A 20,045-nucleotide genomic window follows, 5' to 3' on the forward strand; every position below is an offset into this window, starting at 1 on the left:
CCAGACTCAACAAGGTGTCGACGAGGACGCGCACTGCTGTCGCTGTCACAGACGGGCTCCTCTCGACGCCGTGTGCATTGCCGTCACGATGGCTCGGCGTGAGGCGTGAAGTCGTTCCTGGGCACGTGCGACGCACTCGTCGTAGCGGGCGCGAGCCGCTGGGCTCTGTTGCAGGGTGCGTACCTGGTTGGCCACCGTGGCGGGGCTGAACGAGTAGACGTTGTGCACGTACTCGGTCAGACCGAGATCCTCGAACGCCCCGAACCCCTTGCGCTCGTAGGACAGGTGGACAACGTAGTGTCCGGCGGCCAGGGCCATGATGGCACCATGCAGACGAACGGAGACGACGACGCGGGCACGGTCCAGAGCCTGCAGTCCTGATTGGTCGAAGAGTTCCCCGGTGGCGATCCTGCTCGTCGTGGGTGCATCATTGTTGGCCCCCACAGCACTTTGCACCAGCCCGTCAACGGGGCCTACGAGCTTGGCCAGGTCTGCGACGGACTCGTTCGCATCTCCGCGCAGGGTTCGGCTGCCAACAATGGGCGATGCCATGTCGTCGAAAGGCAGCTGGACGCGTTCGAGACTCAGCAGAGCACAGTCGGGGGCACGGTGAGCATGGTCCATACGGCACTGGTCGATCGACCGGTCGTCTCGCAACCACACATGGTCCATGCGCGACATCATTCGGGGAACGACGAGCCTGGAGAGCGGACCGAACGGACCGCAGCTCTGGGGCAGGTAGACGGTTGGAGTCGTGGTCCTGGACGCGAGGTACAGCTGCGGTACGTGGACCAGCCAGCTCTTGAGCGCTTCGATGGGCTGGCCGAAGCGCAGATATGCTCCGCCCACCCCCACGACGAGATCGTATGAGTCCAGGTGGGAAATACGACGAAGATAATCCCGGCTCAGACCGCGACGGGTGGGTTTCGTCGAGATACAGGTCGTGCGTGGCAGATGGAGTTCGGCGAAATCCTCGGCGCGAGAGGCGAAAAGATCGATGTCGACCTCTGGCCCCAGTGACTTGTGGATGAAGGTGAGGGCTTCCTGCACGAGGAGGCCGTCTCCTGAATTCCGGGGGCTGTATGCGTGGAGCAGGGCGACGCGTGTCATGCGCACAGCCTCCGGTAGACGTCGATGTGGGCCTCGACCGATCGATCCCAGCTGAATTGACGCGCCCATTGCGGACCGTCATGACGAACCTTCTGCAGCCATGACGTGTCGGCCAAGGCTCGCGCCAGACCATCGGCGATGGCCTCTCGCGAGGTGTCCTCGATCACGGCAGACGGGCCGGCGACCTCGGCCAGAGATCCGTTTCTGGTGCAGGCCACTGGCGTACCAGCACCGAGTGCCTCGAGCACGGGCAGACCGAAACCTTCGTAATGGCTTGGGAACACGAAGATCGCGCAGTGTTGGTAGAGCCACATGCGTTCCTCGTCGCTCACGAATCCCAAGTATTCGATGTTGTCACGAGCCTCGAAGGCGCGGATGGATTCCTCGAAGTCCCACGCCTTGCGCCCGGCGACGACGAGTTTCATCCCGGTGAGTTCCGGTGAGTCGAAAGCCTCGGCAAGGGCAACGAGATTCTTGCGGGGCTCGATGTTCCCCAGGTACAGCACGAAGGGGTCGTGCTCGAGGTGGGACAGCCGGTCCGGTGGCTCCGACGGACCTGCTGTGATCTTCGGGTCGAATCCGTGCGGAATGACGGTGATGTCGTCCGAATCGACGCCGAACACCTCACGGATGTCGTTTGCACTGGAATGGGAGACGGTGATGACGTGGTCGCACAGGTGGATTGCTGCCCTCACTCGCGCGGTCCACACGGCTTGGGCACGACGGCTGCGGGACACGGTCGTCCATCGGGATGCCAAACCATGTACCGTCACGACGCTGGGACGCCGGAGAGGCAGAAGTGGTCCAGTGTCTGCGATGTAGTGGATGACCTGCACCTGTTGAGGTGGATTCACGCCGTGAAGCGACTCCCGGAGAGCAGTCAACGGGGCTGACGAGGCGTACGGGATGTGATCGATCTCCACTCCCCGTGCGATGAGACCGGATTCGAGGTTGCGGGCGTAGGTGGTGTTGCCGCCGACATTTCGCTCGATGAAGCGTCCCGAGAGACTGACTCTCATGATGCCCTCCTGTGGTTTTCCGGGGAGGATGGGGTGTCCTGTGGAGTGTAGACCTCGAGCAGAGCTGCCCGCTGTGCCTCGAAGGTGTTGCGGCTCAAATGAGCCGACCACAACGCGTAGTTGCCCTGACGAGCTGATTCGTCCGAGACGAGTGACACGAGAGCCTTGGCGATCTCGGAGGGGTCCGACCCACGGACGTCGGAGGGGGCGTCATCCAGGTACGAGGCGTTTCGGGCGATGATGGGGAGCCCCATTGCGTGCGCCTCGAGGATGGCGATGGGAAACCCCTCCCAGCGTCCGGGATGGAGGTAGACGCTGGACTTCTCGAGTCTGGCCATGATGTCTGTGGCGTCGAGCCATCCCGTGACCGTGATCCCGTGTCGACGCAGGGCGGCCACGGCATCACGGTCGCCGTCCCCGATCCACTGGATCGTCGTATCGCGGTCTCGTCGCGTGAGTTCGTCCGCCACGTGACAGATGAACTCGGGGTCGCGTTGCGGAACGACACGGCCCATGACGGTGATGACACGACGTTCTGGCAATGGCAGTACGGCATCACGCGTGTGGAATTGTGGGGCCGCGACGTTGGGAACGAAAACGGTTCGTCTGGCATGCATGTCGCGGGCGAGTTTCTGCTCCCGTGTGCTGCATGCGGCAACGACCTCGGTATTGCGTGTCAGAAGGGCTTCAGCAGCGTGTATGAGTGCACGCTTCACCGGTCCGATGTCGAGTCTTTCGAAACCGTAGGCATGCGGTGTGTACACCACCCTGCGTCGGGGGCTGTTGTGGATGGCGAGACGCACGTAGACTCCAGCGAAACTGGAATGGGCGTGGATGATGTCAGGTTGCCACCTGTCGACCAGGGAGCGGATGGCTCTGACACGGCAGAGGTGGCCGTCGGGGAGGGCTTGAATCTGCAAGAACTTCTCGTCAGGTGCGTTGAGCTCACCATGTGAGCGACCCAGTGTTCCAAGGAGTCCATGATCCATCTCTGGAATGTCGCCTGCGTAGGACAGGATGGCGCTTCGGGTGCCACCCAGGAAACATTCCGTGACGTGCAGAATGCGAAAACGTCGCCCCTGATGTGGGGGAATTGTATGGCGGCTGCCGATCATCGTGAAGATTCCCTCAATTCATGTCTGTGGTGCGGTTTCTTTCGAATTGGCGACTCGCCATGGACCATTGAATTCCCCATGAAGAATATCAATGCCACGGCGGCGGGAAAGAATCTTCCCAGGGTCCAATATGTGAATCGCGGCATTTCGAGTAGGCCGAGAAAGAGAGTTGAGTACGCGATGAGTGCCACATCAGAGCCCTCTCGTGCCCTTCTGTACACGTAGCCAATGGGAACACCAAGTATGAGCCAGAATGTCAGGCCGCCAACGAGACCCAGATCGGCAATTGGTGTCAGATAGGATCCGCTGTTGTTGAACTCCGGAGTTGCATACCAGGACAGTGTGGAGAACCACCAATCCTTCGGTGTTACGCCGCCAAATGATGGCGTCCCAAAGATGGATGAAAATCCCGGAAAGTCAAAGACGAATGGGAGGGTGAAATATATGGGGTGTGGTACTCCAGACACCTGGGAGTGGAAGAGGGCATTGTTGTTGAACGATGTCGCGTAGTAGGCCAGCAGTCTGTCAAGCACCCAAGGGGCGAATGATGTGTCGCCGGACTGCGAATAGAAGATCCAGCTCCGAAAGTACTCCGAGGCTGAGAAGACGACGACAAGGAATGCGAGTCCGATCACGGGGATGAGTTTCATGAGGAACCGGTGATTCCTCATGAAATTGCTCGTCATGATGAGGACAAGCACGGCTGGGATGACGACCTCCATGAGTGCAAGACGTTCAGCATAGAACAATGCCCGAAGTGTGCCCGTCAAGAGGACGAAGCACCAGAGCTTTCCGATTTTTCTGGTCGTGATGTATCGATATGCCCCCAAGGCAGACACGATGCAGGAGACCTGTGTGAGGGTCGTCACTCCCGAGACTGGAGCCAAGCGTTGCTTGAGGAAAGAGATGGCCCCCATGTTCCGGTGGATCACGGCCACGAACAGTGCCAAGGTCGCCCCGCGCGCGGTGGCGATGACGGCCCAGGCCACGTATCCCATGACGACGATGAGGCCCAAGGCGTGGTACCACCCCTCGATCACATGCGGTTTGGCATCGGACTCCGCTCTGTTCGCCGAGTCGAGGGATGTCAAATGAGGTGTCAGCGTCATTCCGAGGCAGAAAGCCGCGATGGCTGCCACCGTGAGCGCAAACTCCGTCGTGTTGAAATATTTGCTCGTCGACCAGTTGTCGAACCTGTTCGCGGGGTAAAGGAACGTGCACAGCGCAAGCACGCCAGAAAATGCGATGACGATGAATCGTGGTTCCAGCCAGAAAGCCCAAGTTGTGTGCCGAGGAGCAGGCTCTGGCGAGTCATACCAGCTCTCTGAGCGTAATTCGTCGTCCGGAATCGCTCGGCGAGGACTGTAGGGGCGATGGTCGTGGACGCTGGGTGTGTCCGGGGGCAGGAGACGTGCCGGCTGTCGATGTGCCGGGTGGTTGAGACGGTCCAAGGGTTGCCGCTTGCTCGGTTCTCCGCTGTGCAACATCAATATGCTCCGTTGGGGAACAGTACGACCTTGACCGTCTTGAGGATGATCGAGATGTCTCCCAGAAGAGACCAGTTCTCGACGTACTTGAGGTCGAGCCGGACGGCTTCCTTGAGTGGCAGGTCTGAGCGCCCTCCAATTTGCCACAGCCCCGTGATCCCGGGTTTGACGAGCAGACGTCTATGTGTTGGCCCCACATATTCGTCCACCTCACGCTGCACTTGAGGACGTGGCCCGACGATGCTCATCGAGCCTCGAAGGACGGTCCAGAACTGAGGAAGTTCATCGATGGAGTATTTTCTGATGAATTTGCCGACCCTGGTGATTCTTGGGTCATCCTCCATCTTGAACAGGAGCGCAGATCCACCGTTGGCGGCGATGAGTTGCGCCATACGCGCCTCGGCATCCACCGCCATGCTTCGGAATTTGTGAATCGTGAAGGGCTTCCCATTCTCGCCGATGCGTTCCTGCTTGAAAATGACTGGTCCGCCGTCCTCCAGTCGGATGGCGAGTGCCGTGACTGCCATGGTTGGTGAGAAGACAATCAAGGCCACAGCTGACGCCAAAATGTCGAATACCCTTTTGATGAGATACTTTATTCCGGAGTATCTGGCCAGATCGACGTGAACGAGGTTGAGCCCCGCTGCCTCGTATGTGCTCATCCGCGGTCCGGCGACATCGATGAGTTCGGGTATGAAAAGAAGCTGGGTGCGACAATCCTCAAGATCCCAGGACAACTGTTTCGTCTGTGCGCTCGACATGCCGCCGGCGGCCACCACGGCAGAGAGTGGAAACTTGCGAGCCTCCTTGAGGAGCTGTGGGTAGCCGAGTACTGGCAAGTCTGCAGGAAGGTCACTGCATTTTTGTGGCTCCTCCCCGTTGAGGCAGACGGCAGCAGGTGCGTAACCGACGGCGATGTTCCGGCGAAGAGTCTGGACGGTTCGCTCGACCTCTGGGCCAGCCCCGGTCACAAGTGTCGGGATCAGGAATCGTCCTTGCTTGCGGGACTGTTGGATGACTTTCCGGATCACCTTCCGCTCGAGGCACATGAGGATCAGTCCCAGGGGCAACGCAATGAGGAACAGGGATCGGGACACCGACAACTTGAACAGGTAGCTGAGAACTGCCAGAACGCCGAAGACCCACAGGGTTCCACGCATGGCCAGTTGGTACTGCTGAAGGCCAGAGCCCACCAGTCGGATTCGATGGCTGCCATTGGTGGAAAGGACGATGAGCCACACACTCCCAAGGCCCAGGGCGAGTGTCGGATAGGTGAGGCACCGAGCCCCGGCCAAAGGGGTGTCAGGATCGGGTATGCGGATGTACAACGTTGCCACGAGCGCCGTGGTAATGGCCAAGGCATCGCCAAGGACAAGCACATTGCGTATGTGGCTCGGCCAAGATGGATGCCTTACACCCACTGGCTTGCTACTGGGAATGATGATGATGCCTTTCAGATACGGCGTACGCGCTGGTACCAAGAAACCTGAGCTGCGATCATGCTAACATTTGGCTTAGCATCTTGCTCAGCACCCCCATCCAAAATCAGTATCCTTGGACGGAGAACTTGGGGCGGGATTTCCCGTATCAGCTCTGATGGTGTGCGGAAGGTGGAGACAGGACAAGGGGATCCAGCGTGGATGACGATGATGAGCTTGACCTCTTTGGTGCCGATGAGGGTGTTCCTCCGCGGCGCGGTATGGATGCACACAGGCAGGACGAGGAATCGATCACCGAGGGCGCTGGAGCTGCATCATCGGGGCGTCGTCGTCGCGCCCCAATGATCTTCCTGTGTGCTGTGCTGGCCATCATCCTGCTTGTCGTCGGTGTTCTGGGCTATTTCCTCAAACACCTCACCAATGGTCTGGACGAGATCAATCGGGAGCCCCTCACCATGCCCACTGCGAGTCCCCGCCCCAGTACGGCTACGGACGGTGCTCGAACCTTCGTACTCCTGGGATCGGACTCCCGGGGTTGGGATCGAGGCCGGTCCGACTCCCTGATGGTGGCCTACCTGCCAGCGGACCGAGAGCACCTGTACCTCATCAGCTTCCTGCGTGACATGTGGGTGACGATCCCGCCCAACAAGGTCATCGGCAAACCTTCTCAGGCCAAGATCAACGCTGCATATTCGTGGGGTGGCGTGCCCCTGACCATCCAGACCCTTGAAAATTTGACGAACGTACGTATGGATCATGCTGCCGTCATCGACTTCACTGGTTTCAAGGAACTCACGACCGCTCTTGGCGGTGTACAGGTGTACAACGATCAGGATTCCACCATTGAGGGCATGCACTTTCCTGCCGGAGACATCACGCTCAAAGGCAATGCTGCCCTCAAATACGTCCGCGAACGCCGGGATCTCAAGAACGGCGATCTTGATCGTGCGCGCCGTCAGCGGGATGTCCTCACGGCCATCATCGACAAAACCCTCTCTGCGGGTACGCTCGCCAATCCCTCGAAGTTCGATGACGTCGCCACCTTGGCCGGACGTACCATGACCGTCGACGACAAGCTCACCAACGCGGAGATCCGTAAGCTTGCCATGAGCCTGCGATTCACCTCCGGTGACAGTGTCGTGCAGGTGCAGGCCCCCATCTCCGGATTTGGCAGATCGAAGGATGGCCAGGCCTATGACGTCGTCGACAAGGAAGGGCTGCAGGAACTCTCGGATGCCATGCGCAACGACACCATGGATGTGTACGTCGAGAATCATCCACAGTGAGCCGCACCGGTCACGGCCGTGATGCATTGACCGAATACTCTGGGCACTGCGATGCTCGATGACTACCTCGGGAGGATCCATGGACACCATCACCCTCGCGGCCGACGACGGTGCGCAGATTGACGTGCTCATCTGGCGGCCCGACTGCCAACCGCGTGGATTCATCCAGCTAGTGCACGGGTTCGCCGAGTACGCTGCTCGCTACGACGAGTTCGCACGTTGCCTGGCGCAGTCTGGCTGGCTCGTGGTGGCCAACGATCACCGTGGCCACGGACCGCGTGCCCTGGCGGACGGCACCCTCGGGCAGGCCCCCGACCGGGGCTACCATCAGATCGTCGACGACCTGTGCCGGGCGACCGATCATGTGCGCTCCCAGCACCCGAAGCTGCCCTGGATCCTCGTGGGTCACTCGATGGGGTCGTTCCTGGCCCGGATCGTCGCAGCTCGTCGGGGCCGGGAAATGACCGCACTCGTACTACTGGGAACCGGAGCTTCAGCAGGCCCATTGGCGAAGGTGGCTCGTGGTGCGGCGACCAGCCAGATCGTCATGGCAGGTGAGGACTCTGCCAGTCGAGTGATGGAGACCCTGATCTTTGGCTCCATGAATCTTCGTTTTCGTCCCGTTCGTACCCGGTTCGACTGGCTCAGCCGACAGGCCAGTGAGGTGGACGCCTACTGCAATGATCCACTGTGCGGATTCACTGCCTCGGTGGGGCTGTACCGGGAGCTGGTTCGGCTCAGCGAGACGAGCAACTCCAGTACGATCCTGCGAGCCATTCCACCGCGGCTGCCGGTGCTGCTCATGAGCGGTGACAGCGATCCGGTCGGCGGCAACGGCAGGGGAGTGCGTCGCGTGGCCGGTGAGCTTACGGCGAACGGGGTGCACCAGGTGGACGTCCATCTGGAGCCTGATGCTCGACATGAGCTGCTGCACGAACGAGACCGGGAACAGACGTATCGGCTTCTGGAGACGTGGATCGGCAAGACGGTTGAGGCTCGCTCGGACCATCCCCGATGTGCGGTCTCACCAAGGTGACGCCGTGACAAGGCCGTATCCTCTGCCTCCGATGAATCTTCCGGGAGGGGTGACGGCTGGCCAGCGCCCAGGAGACGCTGGCTCGTGTCGTGGCACAGTGGCCCCGGAGTCGGATTTCGCTGCAGGGATGCAGATCTGTGAGCGAAGGATACGACGAACGAGTGAGAACTGGGCCGATTGTGCCAATTCCTCGCTGCACGATCGTGCGTAGGAGGTAGCCCCCTGCTGCCCGGTCGACGTTCATCTTATAAACTGGTACGAGCTGGTGCTGGGAAGGTCGTGATCGCGTGAGGTCATGGGTTGGACCAGCAGTGAAAGGGAATCCGGTGAGACTCCGGAACTGCCCCGCAGCGGTGAATGGGAACGAGATCACCATTGACGCCATCCCGTCCGGGACGACGGCAATCAAGCACTGGGCTTCGGCCCCGGGAAGCGGTGACGTAGGACTCGTCAACGACGAGACGCCCATGAGTCCGAAGACCTGCCAGCATGTTGCCGCACCCGGTGCGACGACAATGACGTGGTCCCCGAGGGGAGGACGACGACGTATGTCTATCCAAAGCGGAGCAGGAGTCTGAAGAGTATGACTGATCCCGACAACGTCTCGACGCCGGCCAAGGTCGACATGCCCGAGACGCTCACCCTCGCCGGTGACTTCCCGGCCCCGACCCAGGAGCAGTGGCACAAGGAGGTGCTCAAGGTCCTCAACCGTGGGCGTCCCGAGGGCAAGCAGCTCAACCTTGAGAAGGGCATGGCACGTCTGCAGCCGACCACGGTCGACGGCGTCAAGATCGAACCCATGTACACCCGCCAGGATGCTCCCGAGGACCTCGGAGCTCCCGGTGTTCCTCCATTCACTCGTGGTACCACCATTCGTACCGGCGTCATCGACTCCTGGGACGTGCGTGCCCTGCACGAGGACCCCGATGTCGCCTTCACCCGCAAGGCGATCCTCACCGATCTCGAGCGTGGTGTCACCTCCATCTGGCTGCGAGTCGGTGACGACGCCATTGCCGCCTCCGACATCGATTCCGTGCTCGAGGGTGTGCTGCTCAACTTGGCCAAGATCGAGGTGTCCAGCCGCGACGACCAAACCGTTGCCGCCGATGCCCTGCTTGCTGCCATCGAGAAGTCCGATGCCAAGAAGGATGAGATCTCGTTCAACCTGGGCATCGACCCGATCGGTTCGGCTGCCATCAATGGTGGCGAGCCCGACCTGTCCGGACTCTCCGAATGGGTCAAGAAGGTGGACGGCTACAAGAACGCTCGACCGATCGTCGTCGACGCGACCGTGTACCACAACGCCGGTGCCGGTGACGTCGCCGAGCTCGCCTGGGCCATCGCCACCGGTGTGGAGTACGTGCGTGCCCTCATCGAGCAGGGGCTGACTGCCGAGCAGGCCTTCGACAGCATCAACTTCCGAGTGTCCGCCACCCACGACCAGTTCCTCACCATCTCGCGACTGCGTGCCCTGCGTACCCTGTGGAACCGCGTCGGTGAGGTCTTCGAGGTTCCTGCTGCCAAGCGTGGTGCACGTCAGGAGGCCGTCACCAGCTGGCGTGAGCTCACCCGCGACGATCCCTACGTCAACATCCTGCGTGGCACCATCTCCACCTTCGGTGCCGCCGTCGGTGGTGCCGAGGCCGTCACGACGCTGCCCTTCGACGACGCCATCGGCCTGCCGAAGAGTGACTTCTCACGTCGTATCGCCCGCAACACCGGCATCATCCTCTCCGAGGAGTCGAACATCGGCCGCGTCAACGATCCGGCTGGTGGCTCCTTCTACGTCGAGTCGCTCACCAAGTCCCTGGCAGATGCTGCCTGGGCTGAGTTCCAGAGCGTCGAGGCCGCTGGCGGCATGGCGGCCGCCCTCACCGGTGACCATGTCCGCACCGAGCTCGACAAGCTCAACGCCGAGCGTGCCAAGCGGTTGGCCACTCGCAAACAGCCGATTACGGCCGTCAGCGAGTTCCCGCTGCTGGACGCCAAGACCGTCGAGACCAAGCCGTTCCCGCAGGGTGCACCCCACAACGGGCTGCAGTGGCATCGCGATGCCGAGGTCTTCGAGGCCCTCGTCGATCGCTCCGCCACCTGCGCCGAGCGCCCGAAGGTCTTCCTGGCCTGCCTGGGGACTCGTCGCGACTTCGGCCCCCGTGAGGGATTCTCCGCCCCGGTGTGGCACATCGCTGGCCTGGAGACCCCTGAGTGCGAGGGTGGTACCACCGAGGAGGTCGTCAAGGCCTTCAAGGAGTCCGGTGCCCAGATCGCCGACCTGTGCTCCAACGCCAAGACCTACGCCGAGCAGGGCCTTGAGGTCGTCAAAGCCCTCAAGGACGCCGGTGCCAAGGCCGTCTACCTCTCCGGTGCCTTCAAGGAGCTCGGTGATGACGCCGCAGCAGCCGAAGAGCTCGTCGACGGACGCGTCTTCCTCGGGATGAACGTCGTCGACACCCTCTCCTCCGTTCTCGACACGATGGGAGTTGCCAAGTGACAACCTTGCCCCGTTTCGATTCCATCAACCTGGGCGAGTCGGCCGTTCCCGCCGATGCCCAGGAACAGTTCGCCAAGCTCGCCGCCGCTGCTGGTGAGCAGGACCCGTGGATCACTCCTGAGCAGATCGAGGTCGGGCACCTCTACTCCCAGGACGTCTACTCCGACATGGACTGGCTGGGCACCTACGCCGGTATCCCGCCGTTCACCCACGGTCCCTACGCGACGATGTACGCCTTCCGTCCGTGGACGATTCGTCAGTACGCCGGATTCTCCACCGCCAAGGAGTCCAACGCCTTCTACCGCCGCAACCTGGCTGCTGGTCAGAAGGGTCTGTCGGTCGCCTTCGATCTGCCGACCCACCGTGGTTACGACTCCGACAACCCGCGCGTTCCCGGTGACGTCGGCATGGCCGGTGTGGCCGTGGACTCCATCCTCGACATGCGCGAGCTCTTCGCGGGCATCCCGCTGGACCGCATGTCGGTGTCCATGACGATGAACGGCGCCGTGCTGCCGATCCTCGCCCTGTACGTGGTTGCCGCCGAGGAACAGGGCGCCAAGCCCGAGCAGCTCGCCGGTACGATCCAGAACGACATCCTCAAGGAGTTCATGGTTCGTAACACGTACATCTACCCGCCGCTGCCGTCGATGCGGATTATCTCCGACATCTTCGCCTACACCAGTGCGAACATGCCGAAGTGGAACTCCATCTCGATCTCCGGCTACCACATGCAGGAGGCCGGTGCCACCGCCGACATCGAGATGGCCTACACCTTGGCCGACGGCGTCGACTACATCCGTGCTGGTGAGTCGGTGGGTCTGCAGGTTGACCAGTTCGCCCCGCGCCTGTCGTTCTTCTGGGCCATTGGCACCAACTTCTTCATGGAGGTTGCCAAGATGCGCGCTGCCCGCATGCTGTGGGCCAAGCTCGTGCACCAGTTCAACCCGAAGAACCCGAAGTCGATGAGCCTGCGTACCCACTCGCAGACCTCCGGCTGGTCGCTGACTGCTCAGGACGTCTACAACAACGTCATCCGCACCTGTGTGGAGGCCATGGGAGCCACCCAGGGACACACCCAGTCCCTGCACACGAACTCCCTCGACGAGGCCATCGCCCTGCCGACCGACTTCTCCGCCCGTATTGCCCGTAACACCCAGCTGTTCATCCAGCAGGAGTCGGGCACCTGCCGTGTCATCGACCCGTGGACCGGCTCGGCCTACGTCGAGAAGCTCACCCTGGAGTTGGCCCGCAAGGCATGGGGCCACATCCAGGAGGTTGAGAAGGCCGGCGGTATGGCCAAGGCCATCGAGAAGGGCATCCCGAAGATGCGCATCGAGGAGGCTGCTGCTCGTACTCAGGCACGCATCGACTCGGGCCGTCAGCCCCTCATCGGCGTCAACAAGTACCAGCTCGACCAGGAAGAGCCTCTTGAGGTCCTCAAGGTCGACAACTCCCAGGTGCTCGCCGAGCAGAAGGCCAAGCTCGTCAAACTGCGTGCTGAGCGTGACGAGGAAGCCTGCCAGCAGGCTCTGGAGCGCCTGGCATGGGCGGCTGCGAACCCCGATCCCACCGATCCGGATCGCAATCTGCTTAAGTTGTGCATCGACGCCGGTCGTGCACAGGCATCGGTCGGCGAGATGAGCGACGCCATGGAGCGCAGCTTCGGTCGCTACACCGCCCAGATTCGCACCATTTCCGGTGTGTACTCGAAGGAGGCGGGGCACACGAAGTCCGCTGCCAAGGTCCACGAGCTCGTTGAGGAATTCGAGCAGAAGGCTGGACGTCGTCCGCGTATCTTCATCGCCAAGATGGGCCAGGATGGTCACGACCGTGGCCAGAAGGTCGTCGCAACCGCCTACGCCGACCTCGGCATGGACGTCGATGTCGGCCCGCTGTTCCAGACCCCGGAGGAGGCCGCCCGTCAGGCCGTTGAGGCCGACGTCCACGTGGTCGGCGTCTCCTCCCTTGCTGCCGGACACCTCACCTTGGTGCCGGCCCTGCGCAAGGAGCTGGACAAGCTGGGACGTTCGGACATCATGATCGTCGTCGGTGGCGTCATCCCGACTCAGGACTTCGACGAGCTGCGTGCCGACGGCGCTGCGGCGATCTACCCGCCGGGAACCGTCATCCCCGATGCTGCGGTCGATCTCATGACCCAGCTGCTCGAGCGTATCGACGAGGACTGATCGTCACGAGCTGATCCTCAAGGTTCATGTCGGCCCCGGACCCTCGCTGGTTCGGGGCCGGCGTGCATCCCAGGCGCACCCCTGACAGAGCAGTCCGGTCCAGGACTGGGCACCTGTCCAGTGCAACCCGTCCCACGACTGGAGGCCTGGATCCAGAACAGCCTGCCTCACGACTGGACACCGGCACTGCACTCGGTCCCCACCCAGTCAGATGGGTGACGTCTGACTTCATTCCCCACCCCCCTCACACGTGCTCCAGACGCGATAAGTTGGAGTAACGCGCTTGTAGAGCGAGCCCAAGAAGGAGCGACATGGCTATCGACGTACCCGAACTCGTTGACCAGGTGCTGGCCGGAAACCGCCAGGTCATCGCCCGAGCGCTGACCTTGGTGGAATCGAGCAAGCCTTCCCACCGGGAGAAGGCCCATGAGATGTTGCGGCAGCTCGCCCCGCACACTGGCAAGGCGATCCGAGTCGGGATCTCTGGCGTACCAGGGGCTGGAAAATCCACCTTCATCAACAAGATGGGAACCAAGCTCATCAAGGAGCACGGTCACCAGGTGGCCGTGCTGGCCGTGGACCCGTCGTCCACCCGAACTGGCGGATCGATCCTCGGTGACCGGACCCGTATGGGAGAGCTCGCCACCCTGGATGACGCCTTCATCCGCCCCTCACCCTCTGGCGGGCACCTGGGCGGTGTGGCCCGGGCCACCCGAGAGGCCATGATCGTCATGGAGGCCGCCGGGTACGACGTCGTACTCGTCGAGACGGTCGGTGTCGGACAGTCGGAGGTCGCCGTCTCCGAGATGGTCGACACCTTCCTCATGCTTGCCGTGGCTGGTACCGGTGACCAGCTGCAGGGCATCAAGAAGGGCATCCTTGAGCTGGCAGACGTCGTCGCGGTCAACAAGGCAGACGGTGACAATGCCGGCAACGCCCGCGTCTCGGCACGGGAACTGTCCATCGCCATGAAACTCGTCCAGGCCGACCAGAACCGTCGCGTCCCGGTGCTCACCTGCTCCTCCTACACCGGTGACGGACTGGACGACCTGTGGCAGGCGATTCTCGACCATCGGGAGTACCTGGAGTCGGACGGATCCCTGCAAGCCCGCCGCTTGGAGCAGCAACGTGAATGGTTGTGGGCCATGGTGGAGGACGAGATCCTGGAGTCGTTGCGGCACGAGCCGAAGTTGCGCGAGATTGCCCAGAAGATCGAGGCCGACATGAGCATCGAGGCCACCAGTGCGCTCAAGGGTGCCGAGGAGATCCTGCAGACCTTCGCCCAAGTTGTCCCCGACCTGCCGTGGGCCCAGGGCACCATGGGAGGCCAGAGCTGAGTATCACCACGGGACGTCGATCGGGTCCAGGTTCACCTCCTCCGTCACTGGACCCGCGTCGGTCTCGATGGTGACGGTGTCGCCGGGGTGCAACTGGCGCCCTCGTCGCGTCTCCACCTCACCATTGACACTCACCACCTCTGCCGTGATGAGCTCACGTGCCTGTCCGCCGGTCTCGACGAGGTTGGCGAATTTGAGGAACTGGCCGAGCCGAATCATGTCGTTGCCCATGACACCAGTTCTACAGCACCGAGTCGAGGAAACCCTTCAGGCGGGGTGACTGCGGATCGTCAATGACGCTCTGGGGGTCGCCGGACTCAACGATGACTCCGTCGTCCATGAAGGCAACGATGTCTGCCACCTCACGGGCGAAGCCGATCTCGTGGGTGACGATGACCATCGTCATTCCCTCGGCTGCCAGGTCCTTGAGCACGGCCAACACCTCGCCGACGAGTTCTGGGTCCAGCGCACTGGTGGGCTCGTCGAAGAGCATGAGATCGGGCTTCATCGCCATGGCACGAGCGATGGCCACCCGCTGCTGCTGTCCGCCGGACAGTTCGGCGGGGTAGTGGTCGGCGCGTCCACCCATGCCCACCCGCTCCAGCAGGTGCAGAGCAGTGGTCCGGGCCTCGTCCTTGCCGGCTCCGGCAACGTGGATCGGGGCCTCCATGACGTTCTCCCGGGCCGTCATGTGCGGAAAGAGGTTGAATCGCTGGAAGACCATGCCGATCCTGGCTCGCTGGGCGGCAATCGTTTTCTCCGGGAGCCGGCGCAGCCACCCCCCTCTGGTGGAGGTCTCCTGGTATCCCACCAGCTCACCGTCGATGCGAATACTGCCGGCCTCGAAGGTCTCCAACTGGTTGATGCACCGCAGCAACGTCGACTTTCCCGATCCGGACGGGCCGAGCAGGACGCACACCTGACCCTTGCCGACGTCCAGGTCTATCCCCTTGAGAATGTGCAGGGAGCCGAATTCCTTGTGCAGACCCGCGACATGGACCATGGGCGTCTGGTCGGCGCTGTTGTCCGGCGCCGCCGTGTGCTCGACGAGTGGTCCGGCCCCGGTCGGGGTGTCGGATGTCTTTTCGTGACGTGGGGTGGGAGTGGTGCTCACAGTTCTACCTCGGGGAGTGGCTCGGCAGGGGTGGTTCCAGATGCATTGACCGCGGACTGACGATTGTGACGCGTCGATCCGGTGGTCCTGCGACGGGAGAATCCCCGTCCGTAGTACGCCTCGACGTAGTGCTGGATGATCATGAGGACGCTCGTCATGACGAGGTACCAGATGGCAGCCACGATGAGCAGGGGAATCGTGGCGTAAATGCGGTTGGCAATGGCGTTGGTGGCGTACTGCAGATCCAGGGTGAATGGCACTGCCAGCACCAGCGAGGTCGTCTTGAGCATGCCAATCGTCTCGTTGCCCAGCGGTGGCACGATGACCCGCATCGACTGGGGAATGATGATCCGGCGCATGATGAGGCTCGGTTTCATGCCCAGTGCCTTGGCTGCCTCGGTCTGACCGGCGTCCACCGACTCCAACCCAGCGCGGATGATCTCGGCAAGGTAGGCACCTTCGTTGAGTCCCAGGCCGATGATTGCAGCGGCCAGGGCCGTGAGCACGTCCTGGGTGCGGAACTTCACGAATTCTGGTCCGAAGGGCACGCCCACCGAGAGCATGGGGTAGAGCACTGCGAACAGTCCCCAGAACACCAGCTGGGTGTAGACCGGCACCCCACGGAACACGAAGATGTACGCCCACGCCACAGCGCGGAGTACCGGATTTCGGGCCTGCCGCATGATCGCCATGATGAGGGCGACGATCGTACCCAGGATCATCGCGGCGACGGTGAGTAGCAGCGTGTAGCCGATACCCTGGACGACCTTGACGTCGCGCAGGTACAGCCAGACGATGTCCCACTGGTAGTTGGGGTTGGTGACCAGGCCGTGGATGAGCATCGCCACGAGAACGGCGACGATGATCGCGGCGATCCACGTGCCCGGATGCGGAACGTCCTTGGCCTTGATCCGATTGGGGATGTCGGCGTGGTGTTGGGTGTCCATGAGTTCCTTTTGAAGGGAGCGGGTGGATGGGGGACTGGGGGCTGGATCGAGCTGATCATCCAGATGCAAGCAGGCACTGTCAGGTCGGTCCAGGGGCGATGCTCCGCGGGGTCAGCTCTGCGAGCCGCTCCTGGGGTTGAGTTCTGCCTTGTCGACCATGCCGGACTCATTGCCCCAGTTGGCGAGCAGCTTCTTCATGGTGCCGTCGTCGATGAGTTTCTGGGTGGCAGCCTGCACGGCCTTGGACAGGCCGTCGTCATTCTTGGCGGTGGCCACACCGAACAGAGCGGCGTTGGTCACACCGCCCAAGGTCTCAAGGGCATCATTCTTCGAAACGGCGTAGGAGGTGATCACCGAATCGGCGAACAGGACGTCGGCCTTGCCTCCGGCGACGTTGGTGGTCGCGTCAGCCTGACTGGGGTAGGAGAGCAGGTCGATCGGTTTCTTCCCGTCAGCTGCGCATTTCTTGTTCTTCTGCTGGGCATCGGTCTCCTGGGCGGTGCCGGTCTGCACGGCAACCTTGTGACCGCACAGATCGTCGGGGGAGACGTTCTGAGGATTGCCCTTCTGGACGGCCATCGAGAATCCAGCCTTGAAGTACGACACCATGTTCACCTGTGTGAGACGTTCATCGGTGATGGTGAAGGTCGATGCGGAGAGGTCGTACTTGGTGCCCAGTGCCGGCAGCAGGCTGGGGAACGCCGTGTTGGCCGTGGTGAGTTCGAGACCCATGAGTTTGCTCATGGCCTTGAGGTAGTCGATGTCGAAGCCGATGATCGTCGAGCCATCTGAATCGATGAACTCAGCCGGGGCGTAGTTGGCGGCCATGCCGCTGGACAGGGTGCCACGGTTGGCGATCTTGGCCGGGACCAGCTTGGCGATGTCTTCGTCCTTGTCCATTGCATCGATGATCTTGGCATTGTCCGAGGTGTCCGAACCGCCATCAAATGCGCTCTCCTCGGAGGCGTGGGTGCATCCGGTGAGGGCCAGAGACAGTGAGACAACGGCGGCGGGAATGGCCAGTGCGAGCTTTGTGACGTTCATGACAGATCCTGGAGTTTCGACGTTGATGAAAATAATTATGCATGAGTGAGAATATTTTTGCAATGAGGTCATATGACGAGATGGTTGGGATCGAGTATCGGAGCTGTGGATCATGCGAATGTGCCATGTGAGGCATGAATGAACATTCTCTGATGACGACGGGCGGGGCACGTGCTGCAGCACGTGCCCCGCCCGTGGTGGTGATGGGTGATGTGGTGGGAATTGTGGTCAGCAGCTGATCCCTCGTTCGGGAATCAGCGCAGCATCATGACCTGGTGATGACTGTTCTGGCGTCGGTCGTGTCTCAGCTACCGGTGCGAGGTAGGGCCAGGCCACGTGAGGGGCTCGACGTGACGATCTGGCTGCCAGATGAGGTGCTCGAATCGTCGTCGGTGCCGTGGGCGTGTCCGGTGGTGGACCCAGCGGGTGTGGCTTCCTTGTGCGATGACGGCTCGGGGGTCACGATTGCCGACGGAACACCAGTCGGAGTGGCCGCAGGTGTGGCACGAGTGCTCGAGGTCGGAGAGGTGATGGGCGAGGAGCCAGACGCCGTGGCAGTGGGAGACGCTGCAGGAGCGGAGGGGCTCATGGATGGTGACGGCGTGGCTGCAGGCTGCACCGACCAGGAACCCACGACCTGGTTGCCCAGGGCAAGGGTGAGGGCGCTCCCAGCAGCGGTGAGTTCAGCGCGATCGACCGTCGCAGTGGCATCTCCCCGGGCATCGGCATTCACCGCGGCCAGCTCCTTGCCCCCAGCGAGCAGTTTGTAGCTGGTGTCGGGTTGCAGGCCACTGAGAGCGACCTTCACCTCGGTGCCAGCGTCTGTGGTGTTGACCTCGGGTGCGATGTAACCGTCACCTCGGTACTGCTGCGGGACGGCGGTCATGTCGATGTCCAGGGCCTCGCCGGTCTCGGGCCTGCCCTGGTACTCCTTCTGCCTGAGCTCGAACTGCGTCCCGGTGTGGCTGGAACCCTCCAGCCCGAAATCGGAGTCATTGGCCAAGGTGAGATGCTGACCACCCTTGGTGACGGCGACCCCCTCCACCTTGTCGTGGCTGAAGGTGTTCCCACTGGGATCGGCTCCCCAGACCAGCTTGGTGACGTCAAGGTACAGCCTGCCCTGCGCCGGTGAAATGCCAGCCGCACGCAACGTCTCGGCGGCGACCTGCTCGTTGGCCTTCGCTCCGTCGGTGTGCGACACGTAGCCCTCCAGAGACTTCCCGTCGACGAGGACGCCACCCTTGTCGGGGTCGTAGGCATTGTTGAGATCAAGCAGGTTGGTGGCCTGGGCCAGGTCGATGCGGTACAGACGCTTGAAGGTGTCGGAGCCAGCCTTGCCATCCCGCTCGTCGACGAGGAGGGTGTGGTTGCCCAAGGCCGAGATCTCCGAGACGGTGGTGTGTGCCTGTGAGGAGTGCAACATGTAGAGGTACTGCCCGGTCACCTTCATGGATGCGGTGTCGATGGCGACGATGCGCACGAACGGCACATTCTTGGACTTGCCCTCGATGTCCGGCGTCGTCAGCGCGGACTGCATGACCCCGTACAAGGTCTTGCCGTCCGGGCTCAGGGTGAGCCCCTCCATGCCCTTGTTGGCCGTGCGGAACCGCAGCTCAGCGGGCAGAGTGCCTTCGTAGGGATTCAGACGGTTGATCTCGTTGCCGTCGGCGTCGAAATGCACGATGAACGGGCCGTACTCGTCGGAGACGAAGAAGCTGCCGTCCTTGGCGGCCACCAACCCCTCGGGGTCCAGGCCGTTGTCGCTGGGGGCAAGTTTCCTGCCGGTGATGTCGACGATCGTCTCGCCGGTGTCGGCCTGGCTGTTGAGTTGACCGTTGATCGGTTTGCCGTTGCGCTTGAGCCCAATGGTTTCCTGCGGCTCCATCACGCCGTTCCTGAGGACGAACTTGGTGATGTTGGGCTGAAAGTCCACCACGGGCTCGACCTTGACCTCCTTGCCGGCAAGGTCACCGTCAACATTGGGGCCACGGTCGGTCAGACCGTAGAAGACACTCTGGTGGTCCACGAGCTCGGCGCTGGGTGCGGCATGGAACGATGAGCCGTGGCCGCTGTTCGTGATGTGCACACCATTGGACATGGTCGTGATGTCGCCGAGTGCACTGGTGTAGAGGCTGATGGCCTTGGCCGCCTCGGCGTCACCGGTGGACTGCGGAGCAGCGTGTGCAACTCCTGTGCTGGTCATCAGCGCGGCAAGAGTGAACACAACGATGTGGGAGTGTTTTCTCATTTTCGTCCTTCGGACTAGGGGATGGCTGCAGTCAATCGAATGACGATGACATCGCGGCATCGCCACGGTGGCGAGGAGGAAAACTGTGCACGGGGTGCGGCCTGCAGGACATGGCGCGCGGCACGATGGGATGGCACGGGCTGCCCGGGCACTGATTCGTCCCGGCCCCTGATTTCCCCGAACATC

15 protein-coding genes and 1 riboswitch are annotated in these 20,045 nt (G+C 62.0%); of the genes, 5 read left to right on the forward strand and 10 right to left on the reverse strand.

The window, feature by feature from the left end; genetic code table 11:
* Positions 1 to 45 precede the first annotated feature (45 nt).
* The 5 genes from ACP8JZ_RS02470 to ACP8JZ_RS02490 are packed head-to-tail and all read right to left on the reverse strand — an operon-like array spanning position 46 to position 6,068.
* Positions 46 to 1,110, reverse strand: a complete 1,065-nt coding sequence (locus tag ACP8JZ_RS02470) for a polysaccharide pyruvyl transferase family protein (RefSeq protein WP_484484262.1) — start codon at positions 1,108 to 1,110, stop codon at positions 46 to 48.
* A complete protein-coding gene (locus ACP8JZ_RS02475; protein ID WP_484482634.1) occupies positions 1,107 to 2,129 on the reverse strand; it encodes a glycosyltransferase family 4 protein in 1,023 nt (340 codons plus the stop codon). The genes ACP8JZ_RS02470 and ACP8JZ_RS02475 overlap by 4 nt, the downstream gene beginning before the upstream one ends.
* On the reverse strand, positions 2,126 to 3,244 hold the full coding sequence (locus ACP8JZ_RS02480; protein ID WP_484482635.1) for a glycosyltransferase: 1,119 nt from the start codon (positions 3,242 to 3,244) through the stop codon (positions 2,126 to 2,128). The genes ACP8JZ_RS02475 and ACP8JZ_RS02480 overlap by 4 nt, the downstream gene beginning before the upstream one ends.
* Entirely contained in the window at positions 3,241 to 4,731 is a 1,491-nt protein-coding gene (locus tag ACP8JZ_RS02485) for an O-antigen polymerase (protein ID WP_323458684.1), read from the reverse strand. The genes ACP8JZ_RS02480 and ACP8JZ_RS02485 overlap by 4 nt, the downstream gene beginning before the upstream one ends.
* The gene (locus tag ACP8JZ_RS02490; RefSeq protein ID WP_484482636.1) at positions 4,731 to 6,068 is read right to left on the reverse strand and encodes a sugar transferase; all 1,338 of its coding nucleotides are present in this window, start codon (positions 6,066 to 6,068) and stop codon (positions 4,731 to 4,733) included. The genes ACP8JZ_RS02485 and ACP8JZ_RS02490 overlap by 1 nt, the downstream gene beginning before the upstream one ends.
* A gap of 299 nt (positions 6,069 to 6,367) precedes the next feature.
* Between ACP8JZ_RS02490 and ACP8JZ_RS02495 the strand changes: the two genes are divergently transcribed.
* The 5 genes from ACP8JZ_RS02495 to meaB all read left to right on the forward strand — a co-directional run bounded on the left by ACP8JZ_RS02495 (position 6,368) and on the right by meaB (position 14,506).
* Positions 6,368 to 7,456, forward strand: a complete 1,089-nt coding sequence (locus tag ACP8JZ_RS02495; RefSeq protein WP_484482637.1) for an LCP family protein — start codon at positions 6,368 to 6,370, stop codon at positions 7,454 to 7,456.
* 79 nt (positions 7,457 to 7,535) lie between these two features.
* On the forward strand, positions 7,536 to 8,492 hold the full coding sequence (locus ACP8JZ_RS02500; protein ID WP_323458687.1) for an alpha/beta fold hydrolase: 957 nt from the start codon (positions 7,536 to 7,538) through the stop codon (positions 8,490 to 8,492).
* A gap of 280 nt (positions 8,493 to 8,772) precedes the next feature.
* Positions 8,773 to 8,995: riboswitch (cobalamin riboswitch) on the forward strand.
* 80 nt (positions 8,996 to 9,075) lie between these two features.
* Positions 9,076 to 10,983 (forward strand): methylmalonyl-CoA mutase small subunit, encoded by a 1,908-nt coding sequence (gene mutA / locus ACP8JZ_RS02505; RefSeq protein ID WP_306517835.1) that lies wholly within the window; start codon positions 9,076 to 9,078, stop codon positions 10,981 to 10,983.
* On the forward strand, positions 10,980 to 13,169 hold the full coding sequence (gene scpA, locus ACP8JZ_RS02510) for a methylmalonyl-CoA mutase (protein ID WP_306517834.1): 2,190 nt from the start codon (positions 10,980 to 10,982) through the stop codon (positions 13,167 to 13,169). Before mutA ends, scpA begins: the two co-directional genes overlap by 4 nt.
* Before the next feature lie 311 nt (positions 13,170 to 13,480).
* Positions 13,481 to 14,506, forward strand: a complete 1,026-nt coding sequence (gene meaB, locus ACP8JZ_RS02515) for a methylmalonyl Co-A mutase-associated GTPase MeaB (RefSeq protein ID WP_306517833.1) — start codon at positions 13,481 to 13,483, stop codon at positions 14,504 to 14,506.
* 3 nt (positions 14,507 to 14,509) lie between these two features.
* On the opposite strand, the gene ACP8JZ_RS02520 is transcribed toward meaB, so the two are convergent.
* From ACP8JZ_RS02520 to ACP8JZ_RS02540, 5 genes are all read right to left on the reverse strand, one after another.
* Complete coding sequence (locus ACP8JZ_RS02520) at positions 14,510 to 14,725, reverse strand: RNA-binding S4 domain-containing protein (protein ID WP_286321911.1); 216 nt, start codon at positions 14,723 to 14,725, stop codon at positions 14,510 to 14,512.
* Between the two features lie 22 nt (positions 14,726 to 14,747).
* On the reverse strand, positions 14,748 to 15,509 hold the full coding sequence (locus ACP8JZ_RS02525) for an amino acid ABC transporter ATP-binding protein (protein WP_306517838.1): 762 nt from the start codon (positions 15,507 to 15,509) through the stop codon (positions 14,748 to 14,750).
* 107 nt (positions 15,510 to 15,616) lie between these two features.
* Entirely contained in the window at positions 15,617 to 16,567 is a 951-nt protein-coding gene (locus ACP8JZ_RS02530; protein WP_484482638.1) for an amino acid ABC transporter permease, read from the reverse strand.
* A 111-nt stretch (positions 16,568 to 16,678) separates the two neighbouring features.
* A complete protein-coding gene (locus tag ACP8JZ_RS02535) occupies positions 16,679 to 17,611 on the reverse strand; it encodes an ABC transporter substrate-binding protein (RefSeq protein ID WP_306517832.1) in 933 nt (310 codons plus the stop codon).
* A 304-nt stretch (positions 17,612 to 17,915) separates the two neighbouring features.
* Complete coding sequence (locus ACP8JZ_RS02540; RefSeq protein ID WP_484484263.1) at positions 17,916 to 19,859, reverse strand: esterase-like activity of phytase family protein; 1,944 nt, start codon at positions 19,857 to 19,859, stop codon at positions 17,916 to 17,918.
* Positions 19,860 to 20,045 lie beyond the last annotated feature (186 nt).

It is taken from the genome of Cutibacterium sp. LaCa_286, assembly GCF_057198075.1.